The organism is Campylobacter sp. IFREMER_LSEM_CL1890, from assembly GCF_025772045.1.
Taxonomy (GTDB): Bacteria; Campylobacterota; Campylobacteria; order Campylobacterales; family Campylobacteraceae; genus Campylobacter_D; species Campylobacter_D lari_D.
On record NZ_JAKMRK010000003.1, the window covers coordinates 102,186 to 114,338 of the forward strand.

The 12,153-nt window shown below is 29.3% G+C and carries 17 protein-coding genes; 6 read left to right on the forward strand and 11 right to left on the reverse strand.

All coding sequences use genetic code 11. From position 1 onward, the window contains the following. From L8W57_RS02485 to L8W57_RS02520, 8 genes are all read right to left on the reverse strand, one after another. On the reverse strand, positions 1-783 hold the full coding sequence (locus L8W57_RS02485) for a ParA family protein (protein WP_012660935.1): 783 nt from the start codon (positions 781-783) through the stop codon (positions 1-3). Further along, positions 780-1,415, reverse strand: a complete 636-nt coding sequence (locus L8W57_RS02490) for a biotin--[acetyl-CoA-carboxylase] ligase (protein ID WP_133319673.1) — start codon at positions 1,413-1,415, stop codon at positions 780-782. The genes L8W57_RS02485 and L8W57_RS02490 overlap by 4 nt, the downstream gene beginning before the upstream one ends. Beyond that, positions 1,396-2,307: a methionyl-tRNA formyltransferase gene (gene fmt, locus L8W57_RS02495; protein WP_133319674.1), complete on the reverse strand. Its 912-nt coding sequence runs from the start codon at positions 2,305-2,307 to the stop codon at positions 1,396-1,398. Before fmt ends, L8W57_RS02490 begins: the two co-directional genes overlap by 20 nt. Further along, the gene (locus tag L8W57_RS02500) at positions 2,304-2,771 is read right to left on the reverse strand and encodes a DUF6194 family protein (protein WP_133319675.1); all 468 of its coding nucleotides are present in this window, start codon (positions 2,769-2,771) and stop codon (positions 2,304-2,306) included. The genes fmt and L8W57_RS02500 overlap by 4 nt, the downstream gene beginning before the upstream one ends. Next, on the reverse strand, positions 2,771-3,814 hold the full coding sequence (obgE, locus tag L8W57_RS02505; RefSeq protein WP_133319676.1) for a GTPase ObgE: 1,044 nt from the start codon (positions 3,812-3,814) through the stop codon (positions 2,771-2,773). The genes L8W57_RS02500 and obgE overlap by 1 nt, the downstream gene beginning before the upstream one ends. 95 nt (positions 3,815-3,909) lie before the next feature. Then, positions 3,910-4,164: a 50S ribosomal protein L27 gene (rpmA, locus tag L8W57_RS02510; protein ID WP_039649045.1), complete on the reverse strand. Its 255-nt coding sequence runs from the start codon at positions 4,162-4,164 to the stop codon at positions 3,910-3,912. A gap of 10 nt (positions 4,165-4,174) precedes the next feature. Continuing rightward, positions 4,175-4,483: a 50S ribosomal protein L21 gene (gene rplU / locus L8W57_RS02515; protein WP_263659711.1), complete on the reverse strand. Its 309-nt coding sequence runs from the start codon at positions 4,481-4,483 to the stop codon at positions 4,175-4,177. Between the two features lie 151 nt (positions 4,484-4,634). Continuing rightward, positions 4,635-5,669 (reverse strand): cytochrome-c peroxidase, encoded by a 1,035-nt coding sequence (locus L8W57_RS02520; RefSeq protein ID WP_133319678.1) that lies wholly within the window; start codon positions 5,667-5,669, stop codon positions 4,635-4,637. Between the two features lie 198 nt (positions 5,670-5,867). Between L8W57_RS02520 and plsY the strand changes: the two genes are divergently transcribed. The 5 genes from plsY to L8W57_RS02545 all read left to right on the forward strand — a co-directional run bounded on the left by plsY (position 5,868) and on the right by L8W57_RS02545 (position 9,394). Beyond that, the gene (plsY, locus tag L8W57_RS02525) at positions 5,868-6,479 is read left to right on the forward strand and encodes a glycerol-3-phosphate 1-O-acyltransferase PlsY (RefSeq protein ID WP_220566512.1); all 612 of its coding nucleotides are present in this window, start codon (positions 5,868-5,870) and stop codon (positions 6,477-6,479) included. Beyond that, complete coding sequence (locus L8W57_RS02530) at positions 6,464-6,781, forward strand: dihydroneopterin aldolase (protein WP_133319680.1); 318 nt, start codon at positions 6,464-6,466, stop codon at positions 6,779-6,781. The genes plsY and L8W57_RS02530 overlap by 16 nt, the downstream gene beginning before the upstream one ends. A 77-nt stretch (positions 6,782-6,858) precedes the next feature. Further along, positions 6,859-7,533 carry a homeostatic response regulator transcription factor HsrA gene (gene hsrA / locus L8W57_RS02535; RefSeq protein ID WP_133319681.1) on the forward strand — a complete coding sequence of 225 codons (675 nt, stop codon included), beginning with the start codon at positions 6,859-6,861 and terminating at the stop codon, positions 7,531-7,533. 119 nt (positions 7,534-7,652) lie between these two features. Next, positions 7,653-7,898 (forward strand): YfhL family 4Fe-4S dicluster ferredoxin, encoded by a 246-nt coding sequence (locus tag L8W57_RS02540; protein ID WP_012660922.1) that lies wholly within the window; start codon positions 7,653-7,655, stop codon positions 7,896-7,898. After that, positions 7,898-9,394, forward strand: a complete 1,497-nt coding sequence (locus L8W57_RS02545) for a Ppx/GppA phosphatase family protein (protein ID WP_263661939.1) — start codon at positions 7,898-7,900, stop codon at positions 9,392-9,394. The genes L8W57_RS02540 and L8W57_RS02545 overlap by 1 nt, the downstream gene beginning before the upstream one ends. A gap of 72 nt (positions 9,395-9,466) precedes the next feature. Here L8W57_RS02545 and L8W57_RS02550 read toward each other — a convergent pair whose 3' ends face one another. From L8W57_RS02550 to L8W57_RS02560, 3 genes are read right to left on the reverse strand one after another with little or no spacing between them, the layout of a single operon-like run. Beyond that, entirely contained in the window at positions 9,467-10,225 is a 759-nt protein-coding gene (locus tag L8W57_RS02550) for a hypothetical protein (RefSeq protein WP_263661940.1), read from the reverse strand. Then, complete coding sequence (gene fliN / locus L8W57_RS02555; protein ID WP_133319684.1) at positions 10,222-10,518, reverse strand: flagellar motor switch protein FliN; 297 nt, start codon at positions 10,516-10,518, stop codon at positions 10,222-10,224. The genes L8W57_RS02550 and fliN overlap by 4 nt, the downstream gene beginning before the upstream one ends. Beyond that, on the reverse strand, positions 10,515-10,937 hold the full coding sequence (locus L8W57_RS02560; protein WP_133319685.1) for a chemotaxis protein CheX: 423 nt from the start codon (positions 10,935-10,937) through the stop codon (positions 10,515-10,517). Before L8W57_RS02560 ends, fliN begins: the two co-directional genes overlap by 4 nt. A gap of 119 nt (positions 10,938-11,056) precedes the next feature. Here L8W57_RS02560 and pseI point away from each other — a divergent pair, with 119 nt between their 5' ends. After that, on the forward strand, positions 11,057-12,091 hold the full coding sequence (gene pseI / locus L8W57_RS02565; RefSeq protein ID WP_133319686.1) for a pseudaminic acid synthase: 1,035 nt from the start codon (positions 11,057-11,059) through the stop codon (positions 12,089-12,091). Positions 12,092-12,153: the final 62 nt, after the last annotated feature.

Genomic DNA, 12,153 nt, shown 5'->3' on the forward strand with positions numbered 1-12,153 from the left:
TTATCCTAATATAGAATGTGCTAAATTTTGATATGCTACTGAACCTGGGGATTTTATATCATAAAGTATAATAGGTTTTCCATAACTTGGACTTTCAGCAAGTTTTACATTTCTTGGTATGATGATAAAATCATCTTCATTATCACCTGTTCTAAATAGCTTTTGCTTGAAATTTTGCTTTAAATCTTCCACGGTATCTTTTGAAAGATTATTTTGTGAGCTATACATAGTTGGTAAAAAACCTTTTATTTTTAACTTTGGGTTGATAGTTTTTTTCACAAATTTTATGGTATTTAAAACCATCGCAACACCCTCAAGCGCATAAAATTCACATTGTATAGGGATAATAACACTATCGCTTGCTGCAAAAGCATTTACCGTAATGCTTCCAAGTGCAGGAGGTGAGTCAATGATAATAAAATCATAATCTTTAGCAATTTCTTTGATTTTTTCTCTTAAAATCGTTCTATATTCTCCGCTTTCTTTTACTACTTCTTGTTCAATTCCAACCAAAGAAATATTTGATGGAGCTAAGTATAATTGTGGAAGTTCAGTTTTTAAAATGATTTCAGAAAGTTTTTTCCTGCCTATAAAAACATGGTAAATATTATACTCATAATTACTTCTATTAAAACCAAGTCCTGTTGTAGCATTAGCTTGTGGATCAATATCTATCAAAAGAACCTTTTTTTCAGCCACTGCTAAAGAAGCCGCTAGATTAATAGCGGTAGTAGTTTTACCTACCCCACCTTTTTGATTTGCAATAGTTATTATCTCACTCATCTTAAACTATATATCCTTTTACTATCTAACAATATAGAACCATCTTTATACAATAAAGCATCTTTTAAAGATAAAATCTTACCTTCATTATGTATAAAAAAATTTCTTGATTTTTCAAATTCTAGCATATACTTGCTAAAAATATTCTTCCATAAAATTTTCTCATCTACATAAGAAAAATACTCATTTAAAAGTTTTGCTATATCTACTTCTATATCTAAAATTTCAGCATTAAATGGAGCATATTTAAGATTAATCCCTATTCCTACAACCAAAAAATCATTGATTTTAGAACTCATCAATCCGCCTATTTTTTTATCTTCTATATAAAAATCATTGGGCCATTTAATCCATACTTTCGAATTTTTTCTTTGCAATACTTCTTTCATTAAAAATGCAAAATATATACTAGCAGAAGCCAAAGGAAGATCTTGTGCTAATTCTTGAGTTTTTATGCAAAAAGATACATGTAAATTTCCTTGCTTACTTTGCCAAGTATTGTCCCTACTACCTATACCAGCACTTTGGATAAAAGCACAAATGGCTGTATTGTTAGTAATTTCTCCACTACGAATTTTATCACTTAAATAAATTTGAGTTGATTCAAGCTCATCAAAATAAACTATCTCCAAGTTTTAACCTTTTTCCATTTAAATAAGTCTTAGCGTCTAAAGCCTTTTTTCCACTTTCTTGTAAATTTTTAATCCTTAAAACACCTTTTTTACATGAAAGCAAAAAGCCTTCCTTTTCTATTTGTAAAATCACGCCTGATTTTTGAGTTTTTTCACTATCAATTAGCTCTATGTCTAAAAATTTCACACCATTTTCTAAAAAAATTCCAGGCCAAGGTGTAAAAGCTAAAAATTTTTGATAAATTTCATTTGCATTATTTAAAACAATCAACCCATCTTCTTTTTTGATTTTTTTACAATGTGTAACTAAATTTCCATCTTGCTTTTTTGGGATAATTTTTTCAAAATTCAAAAGCGTAGAAATAGTAAGCTTAGCTGCTAAATTGGAAAGCATAATAAAAACTTCAGCTGAATTTTTACCTGCGATATCACATTCTATACTTTCTAAGATTGCACCACTATCAAGCCCTTCTTCCATAAGCATAGTACAAACCCCGCTTATTTTATCCCCATTTAAAATAGCACTTTGTATAGGTGAAGCACCACGATATTTAGGAAGTAAGGAAGCGTGTAAATTGACACAAGGAGCAATATCTAAAATTTCTTTTGGTAAAATCTTCCCATAAGCAGCAACAACTATAAAATCAGGTTTTAAGCTTTTTATTCCATTGATTATATTTTCATCTTTTAAGCTTTTTGGAGTGAAAATTTCTATATTTAAATTATTTTCTAAAACAAATTTTTTAGTATCACTTGGAGTTAGAATTTGCTTTCTTCCCACAGGTTTATCAGGTTGAGTAAATAAAGCTTGGATATTAAATCCTTTATCGACAAGCTCTTTTAAAATACAAGTTGCATAAGATGGAGTTCCCATAAAAATGATATTTTTCATAATACCACTATCCTTTTTTTATAAGTTTTTATAGCTTTTTGATATGAAAGCTCAAGATAATCTTTAAAAATTTCAAAATTTTTTCTAGAAGGGTTGTTGATGCAAATATATCCCATATAAGCATAAATTGGATGAGGCATGATAAAATCAAGCATAGAAAAATCATAATTTAAACTAACAACCTCACCCTTTAAAGCTTTTTTAGGTTTTTTACCAAAAAGATTTTGGTAATCTTGATCACAAAGAGAGCAACTTAGACGAAATACACCTTCTCTATTTAAATTCGAAGCTTTATCATTTATGCCATCATTTTCTTTAATAGTGCAAAAATAAACTCCGTTTTTTAAAACCTTATCGGGATTATAAAAAAAGCTATGTTCTTTATAAGTAAATTTATATACCAAGCCTTTAAAATTAGACTTGATATATTCTTGAATAAAATCTATAGTTAAATTTTCACTCATCAAAGATTATTTTGACTTCTAATTTTTTTAACTTCTTCTAAAAGCATAAATTTAAGCTCTTTAAGTCCAGTTTTTTCAAGGCTTGAAACCTTGATGAAAAAACTTTGCGGATTATTTTGACTTTGCAAATAAGCTTTTAGCTCATTATAATCATCTTCTATTTTTTGTGCAAATTCTTCGCCTAAATTTACGCTATCACTTTTTGAAAGCATTAAGCCAAAATTTCTTGCATAAAGCTTGCTTGAAAATTTTTCCAATTCTTTTCTTAAAATACAAAATTGCTCTTTTAAGCTCATATCTCTTAATGGATCAAGCACAAAAAGCAAAAAAGAAGTTCTTTCTATGTGTCTTAAAAACTCAAGTCCCAAACCCCTACCATCGCTTGCACCTTCTATAATACCTGGGATATCTGCCATCACAAAAGAATTATAATCATCTACTTCAACCATACCAAGTTTTGGAGTTAAAGTAGTAAATTCATAATTAGCTATTTCAGGTCTTGCATTAGATACTACGCTTATAAGAGTGGATTTTCCTACATTTGGAAAGCCCACAAGTCCAACATCTGCTATGAGTTTTAATTCTAAGCGCACACTTAAGGTTTTTCCTGCCACACCCGGTTGGGCATAATCTGGGCGTTGATTAGTAGAGTTTTTAAAATGAGTATTACCAAGACCACCTTTACCGCCTTTTAAAAATAATTCTTTTTGGCCCTCTACTAACATATCAAGCAAAACTTCCCCACTTTGTGCGTCAATTACTTGAGTGCCTTGAGGAACGATTAATTCTAAACTCTCCCCTCTTTTGCCGTTTTTATTACGACCTAAGCCTGGCTGGCCATTTTGTGCTTTAAGTTCTTTTTTACCTTTAAAGTGCGCTAGCGTATGGGTATTATTATCACATATAAAATATACATCGCCGCCATTTCCACCATCGCCACCATCAGGCCCACCGAGTGGAACATGTTTTTCACGGCGAAAACTCACAGCACCTTTGCCACCATTACCTGAACTTAAAACTAATTTCACATTATCTATAAACATACAATCACCAAAGTATAAATTTTTAAAATGATATTATATTTTTTTTAATATATTAAGATTAAAAAGAAGAAAAAGGCTACAAAGTAGCCTTAAAATTATGCAGGATAAACAGAAACTTTTTTTCTATTTTTATCTTTTCTTTCGAATTTTACGAAACCATCAATTAAAGCAAAAATTGTATGATCTTTTCCTATGCCTACATTATTACCCGCATGAGTTGCTGTTCCTCTTTGGCGGATGATGATGTTGCCAGCGCGAACAAATTCTCCACCAAATTTTTTAACACCTAGACGACGACCTATAGAATCACGATTATTCTGAGTTGAACCTTGACCTTTCTTGTGTGCCATTCTTTACTCCTTAAGCTTTAATATCTACTACTCTAACGCGAGTAAATTGTCTTCTAAAACCGCGTTTTAATTTTGAGTCTTTTCTGCGTCTTTTTTTATAAATCACAACTTTTTTGTCTTTTCCATGAGCAATCACTTCTAAAACAACTTTTGCACCCGCAACAAACGGCGCACCTACCTTTAATTCTTTATCGCATATAGCAAGAACTTCACTTACTTCTATGCTTGATTTTGCTTCAGCTTCAAAACGATCTAGTTTAAGCTCATCACCTTGGCTTACTCTGTATTGTTTTCCACTGTGTTTTATAATAGCATACATACAGCTATCCTTTCTTAAAATATTTTGGTAGCACCATAAAGCATTATGCATAAACATAAATTTAGAAAGCTTTAATGGCTAAAAGCAATAATTATATCTTGATTTTATATAAAGTAAGCTTAAGACGCAAAAAAGCGTCTTAAGATTTAAATTAAAGCTCTGGTTTTGGAGTTTTTTCAGTTGCTTTTGGAAGTTGAGGGTAAGTAATGCTTGGTTTTTTACCTGTTAGGGCATGTAAGAAAGTTTCTATAGAAGCTGCTTCTTTATCAGAAATTTCTATGCCAAGTTGCACACTGCCCATTTCTTTGATTGCTTCTTGTAAAGACCAAATAGCACCATTGTGAAAATACGGAGCAGTTTCAGCAATATTTCTTAAGGTTGGAGTTTTAACTAAGCCATTTGCATCACCTTTAAAATCTCCTACATTTGCAAATTTATATTTAGCTGCTACTTGGAAAGCCTGCATACTACCACCTAAATTTACCCCTGTATGACAAGCTGTACAGCCTTTATCGATGAAAGTTTTCAAACCTTCTTTTTCTTTTTTATTTAATGCTTTTGTATCACCTTCTAAGAATTTATCAAATTTAGATGGAGTTAAAAGTGTTCTTTCAAATGTAGCAATAGCATCTGCAATATTATCAAAAGTTACTCCACTGCTACCATAAACTTTTTTAAATTCTTTTACATATTCTGGCATAGAAGCTATTTTTTCTACTGCTAATTTAGCAGGAGTTGCCATTTCAGGTTCTGCTTCGATTGGCCCTTTTGCTTGGTCTGCTAAAGTTCCTGCTCTACCATCCCAAAATTGAGTTGAATTTAAAACTGAGTTATAAACTGTTGGTGAATTTAAATGATGAGGATTAGCTGTCCATTTATGTCCTACAGCAGCCGCTATACCATCAGTACCACCCATACCTAAATTATGACAGGTATTACAAGAAATCAAACCACTTTTAGAAAGTCTTGGCTCAAAATACAGCTTTTTACCAAGGTTAGCTTTCTCTTTAGAGAATTTACTAGCTTTAATACCCATTTCTTTTAATAGTTTTTCAACACCTGTCTGATCTTTTGGTAAAGGCGCCAAACCTGCAGCTTTTGCTTCATCAAGCAAAGCTTTATCGTTAGCAAAAGCAGTTGATGCAACTAATAATGATGATGCAACTAATAATGAAATTTTTTTCATTATCTACTCCTAAATAAGATAAAATAAAGCCTATTTAAAATAAACTTATTGAAAATATATCTATAATTTTCTTTAAATAATATAAAAAATTTATATTTAACAATAAAAATTATTATAGGATAAAATATCTCTTAAATATTTATTTCAGGGTTTTTTGCTATTATTACAGAGTTTTACAAAAATCTTAGGGAAAAGTAAATGGAAAATTTAATAATCTATCTTTTAGCTTATCTCATAGGCGCTATACCATTTGGGCTTTTACTAGCTCAAATCTTTGCTAAAACAAACATTAAAAATATGGGTAGTAAAAGTATAGGCGCTACAAATGTTTTAAGGGTAGTAAAAGAAAGCGATCCTAAACTAGCTAAAATACTTGCTATTGCAACCGCTATTTTAGACGCATTAAAAGGAATCATACCTATATTAGTGGCAAAATTTATGGGCTATGATGAAAATATCTTATGGACTATGGCTGTTTTAGCAGTATTTGGGCACTGCTTTTCTCCTTATTTAAAATTTGAAGGTGGTAAAGGAGTGGCTACAGGGGCTGGGGTTTTAGCAGTATTTTTACCTTTTGAAATAATATCTGCGGTTTTAGCTTGGTTTATCATAGGAAAGGTATTTAAAATTTCAAGCTTAGCTTCATTAGGAGCTTTAATTGTTTTAATAGCTACTTCATTTATTTTTCATTATGACATGCCTGTGATCAACACCCATGCACCAATTTTTATTATTGCATTTATAGTAATTTATAAACATATACCAAATATTTTAAGGCTTATTGGAAAACAAGAATGCAAAGTCATATAAAAGTCAGTTTAGAATTTAAATGTATTATAGGGCTTTTGGATTTTGAAAGAATTCAAGAACAAAAAGTTATTATAGAACTAGAAGCTAAAAGTAAAAAATTTTTAGATTATGCAAAACTTTGTATTAGAATAGAAAAAATTTATAAAAAGAAAAAATTTAAAACTATAGAAAAATCTTTAAAATACATATGCAAAGATATTAAAAAACATAATAAAAAGCTTAAATTTATAAATATCACTTGTTACAAACCTGATATTATCAAAAATGCATGCGTTGGAGCTAGTCTGAGTAAAAAATATTAAAATTTTTTTAAAGAATTTTGAACATTTGCTTAATTTGTGTTATACTTTTGCACTAAAACTATCTTCAAAGGAATAAAATGCGTATTTTAGTTGTAGAAGATGAAGCATCACTTAATAAAACTCTATCAAATACCTTAAATGAGTTTGGCTATCAAAGTGATACTTCAGAAAATTTTAAAGACGCTGAGTATTTTATAGGTATTAGACACTATGATTTAGTATTATCAAATTGGACTATTGGCAATAATGATGCAAGTGATTTAATTAATGCCATTAAGCAAAAATCTCCAAGAACCGCTATAGTTACAATATGCGCAAAAGCAGATAAAGAAAATGAAATCAAAGCTTTGAAAGCTGGAGCAGATGATTATATAAAAAAACCTTTAGATTTTGAAATTTTAATGGCGAGAATTGAAGCTAGACTTAGATTTGGCGGAACAAATGTGATCAAAATCGATGATTTAGTGATTGATCCTGATGAAGAAAAAATCACTTATCAAGGAAAAGATATAGAATTAAAAGGAAAACCTTTTGAAGTTTTAACTCATTTAGCTAGACATTCAGATCAGATTGTGTCAAAAGAACAACTTTTAGATGCTATTTGGGAAGAACCTGAACTTGTAACTCCAAATGTTATAGAGGTTGCAATCAATCAAATAAGACAAAAAATGGATAAACCGCTTAACATCTCTACCATAGAAACCGTGCGTCGTAGAGGGTATCGTTTTTGTTTTCCTAAAAAAACTAACTAAAATTTTAGAATGATTTAATCATTCTAAAAAGTAGATTTTGTTTTTTCTTTCATTTTAAATTACCTATAAGTTTTTATATAGTATAAGTTTGCTTTATTACTTATAAAAAGGAAAAAAATATGTCACTTTTAATCACTAGAGAATGCATATCCTGTGATGCATGTAGGGAAGAATGTCCCGATGAAGCAATCTATGATAATGATCCAATTTATGTCATAGATCCTGATCTTTGTACTGAATGTGTGAATGAATTTTCAGAACCAGCTTGTATAGTAGCTTGTCCAGTAGATTGTATCATACCTGATCCTGATAATGTAGAAAGCATTGATGAGCTTCGTTTAAAACATAAAAATAAAGATATTTAATGGCTAAAAAAACAGCAGTAATTGACCTTGGCTCTAATTCCGTTCGTATGGTAGTTTTTGAAAAAACCTCAAGATATGGTTTTTTCATTTGCAGTGAGCACAAAAAGAAAGTAAGACTTGGAGAAAATGCTTACAATAATAATAAAATTCTTCAAGAAGAAGCCATGCTTAAAGCCGAAAAAGCTTTAACTTATTTTAAGGAAAAAGCTTTAAAAGAAAAATGTAGAAAAATTATTGCTGTTGGAACTTCTGCATTAAGAGATGCGCCCAATGCTAAAGATTTCATAGCTAGAATAGCAAAAAATGTAGGTTTAAATATAAAATGTATTAATGGAAAAACAGAGTCATTTTTAGGTGGGCTTGCTGCGCTAAATTTACTATCAGATATTCAAAATGCCACCACTATAGATATAGGTGGAGGATCGACTGAGCTTTGTTTAATCAAAGAAGGTAAGATTGTAGATTGTATTTCACTTGATCTTGGCACAGTAAGATTAAAAGAAATTTTTTACGATACAAAAAAATTTAATGCACTAGACCAATTTATACAAGAAGCACTAAAACAAGTTCCAAAGCATTTTCAAAATGAAAATATCATTGCCATAGGTGGAAGTTTAAGGGCATTGTCAAATTCTATAATGAAAAAAAACTCTTACCCGTTAAAAATGATTCATAATTTTAGTTATAGTTTTGAAAAAGAAAAAAATCACATAGAAAAAATCCAAAATGCTAAAAATTTAAATGATTTTAACATAAAAAAAGATCGTTTTGATACTATAAAAGAAGGATGTGTGATATTTTTAGCACTAGCAAAAAATTTAAAAGCTAAAAATATCATCACCTCTGCAGTGGGTGTTAGAGAAGGTGTATTTTTATCTAATCTTTTTCAAAAATATACTAAAATAAAAAACGAAACAACGGATTTTTCAAAATTTAATGCCAAATTTCCTCCGAATTTCAATCCAAGCTTAAAATCTATACAAGATCGTTTTAGTATAGATTATAATGATAAAAGTGCTTATTTTGCAAATAAATTATTTGACGCCCTTTTACCCATCCATAAAATTAATCTTACTTTTAAAAAAGATCTTATAAATGCTGCAAAATTATCGCATATAGGTGAGAGAATTAATTTTTATTTTGCCAATGAACATAGTGCTTATATAGCTCTAAATAGCCTGCATTTTGGTTTTTCACATAAAGAAATTTTATTAATTTCTACTATTTTAAAAGCTAATGGAAAAAAAATCAATTCATTTGCAATAGAAAATATAAAAGATTTATTACCAAATAATCACATATTAGCTTGGCTTAATTTTATTTTAGCTTTATCAAAAAAACTTGCAAAAGACACTGATGAGAATCTTGATTTCACGCTAAAAAATCATACTTTGTATATATACTCGACTAAAAAACAAATTTATTTTTCAAAAGAAGAAATCAAAAAAATTTCAAAGCCAAAACTTATCATTTTAGCTTTTAATCAGCAAAATTAATTATTTTGTTTTAGAAGAAATCAAAAAAATTTCAAAGCCAAAACTTATCATTTTAGCTTTTAATCAGCAAAATTAATTATTTTGTTTTAAAAGTAAATTTTGCAATCTTTGTTTATTTTCTTCAAAATAAGAGTCAAAATCTTTTTCTTTTGGCTTTTGAGGTGCTTTGTTTTGTTCTTCATTTTTTATCAAAGCTTCATTTGTTTCTAATACCACATTAGAATTTCCTATAATCATAGTATAACGCTTTAAACCATATTCAAAAACTACAAGTTGATTGTGTCTATCAAGTGGTCTTTGAAAGATTAAATTAAAATTCCTATCTAAAGGGTGTTTTTGTCTTAGATATATTTTTAAAAACCAAAGTCCAACAAGCAAAAGTATCAAAATGCTTACAACTAAAATATAATTTGTAAAATCATATTCTTGCATTTTTATTTCCTCGTTTTTTTCCTCTAAGCTTTTTTTAGTACTTAAATTTACACCTTCTTTTTGAGCACGCAACCTTAAACCATATTCGCCAATTGCATCAGCGGTGATTTGTATTTTATCGCCTACACTTAAAGCTATAAAAGTTTTTTTATCTTCTGAAAAAATTTTAATTTTTTTTATAATATCAGAATTTAACGCTCTATCTTCCTCTTTTGCACTTTTAGCATTTAAAGTAAAAATAATAATACCATCTTTTTTCTTTTGACTAATACCTTCTTTATAAGGAACATCAAATGAAAAAGTAATATCCACCCTATCTTCTCTTGGATAAATATTGTAATCAAGAATTTTTGCCCCAAAAAGAGGTAAAGCGAGTAATAAAATCCAAATAAATTTCATTGCAATTCTTTTTTGAAATACTGCAATACTGATTTAGAATCTAAAATTTCATTAATCCTTATAGCAAGGTTTTTCTCATACACCATTACCTCACCTTTTCCAAAAATTCTTCTATTTAAATAAAGTTCCACGCTTTCACCCGCTGGCTTTTCAAGATCTATCACAGAACCAACTTCTAGTTTTAAAAGCTCTCTTACGCTCATATTAGTAGTACCAAGCTCACTAACAAAATCAACGCTAATATCTAAAATATCTTCATAAGATTGCAACAATCCTAAATGATCTTCTATCATAATTTTTTATAACCTATTCTAAAACGAGCATTTTTCATTTCATAAGTAAATTTTTCTTTGAGTTTGATTTTTGAAAATCCATCAATACGTCCTAAATATTCAGGAACACCCAAACGATACTCATCTTTGCCATTAGTGTCGTTAAGTAATTTTTTGGCATAACCTATAATTTGATTAGCTACTTCTTTTACTAAATCTGCTAGATCATCTTCTTTTAACTCTTCATGCAATAAAAATTGCGCAATCTCATTAAGAGCCTTTTTTTGAAAAAACAGATAAAAACTATATTCTTCATCTTTAAAATACAAAGGTATAGAAGCCCCATAAAGCTCGCCTCTAATCACGCTTGTTGGTGTAATTTTAAGTTTTAAAATGTGTTCACAAAAGTGATAAATCGAATATTCTAGTGTTTTAGTCATAGTTTTTTCCTTAGATAACTTTATAATAAATTTATTTTACTAAATAAACCTTTAATCACAATTAATAATTAAAATATAAAATATAGTAAATTTTTATTTAAATTAAAAAAGGTTTTTTGATGTTTATAGAAAATTTTAACATAAATGAAAAAGTTTTCATCATCGCTGAACTTTCAGCCAATCATGCAAATAGTCTTGAAATAGCTTTAAAAACTATACAAGCAGCCAAACAAGCAGGAGCTAATGCTATAAAAATTCAAACCTATACCCCAGATAGCTTAACACTAAATTCTGACAAAAAAGATTTTATTATTGAAGGTGGTTTATGGCATGGACGCAAACTATATGAGCTCTACGAAGAAGCTAAAACTCCTTATGAGTGGCATGAAAAACTTTTTGAATGTGCTAAAAATGAAGGTTTAATTTGCTTTTCTAGTCCTTTTTCTAAGGAAGATGTAAATTTTTTAAGGCGATTTAATCCCCCAGCTTATAAAATCGCTTCCTTTGAAGCAAATGATTATGATTTTGTGCGTTGTGTGGCAAAAGAAAACAAACCTACTTTAGTTTCTACAGGCATAGCCTATGAAGAAGAACTTGAAATGATTGTTAAAATTTTTAAAGAAGAAAACAATCCGAATTTGATTTTGCTTAAATGCACCTCGGCTTATCCTTCACAAATTTATGATTTAAATTTAAATGTCATAAAAACTTTACAAGAAAAATTTAACACTATTGTTGGTTTAAGTGATCATAGCGAGGGATTTTTAGCACCAACTTTAGCCGTAGCTCTTGGCGCAAGAGTCATAGAAAAACATTTTATATTAGACAAAACTTTAAATAGTGCTGATGCTAAATTTAGTCTTGATTTTGAGGAGTTTAAGCAAATGTGTTCTATGGTGCGTTTAAGCGAGCAAGCTTTAGGAAACAAAGAATTTAACATGGATGAAAAAACTTTAAAAAACCGCCATTTTGCAAGAAGTTTATATACAAGCAAAGACATCAAAAAAGGTGATATTTTCACACGAGAAAATATAAAAAGCGTAAGACCAAGCCTAGGTTTGCATCCTAAATTTTTACCTATCATGCTTGGTAAAAAAGCAAGTTGTGATATAGAATTTGCTAAAGCTTTAGAAGAAAAACATTTCAAGGAATAATCATGAAAAAATATATTTTGTTTAAAAATCATGATAGTAAAAAATATGTTTTGATATAATAA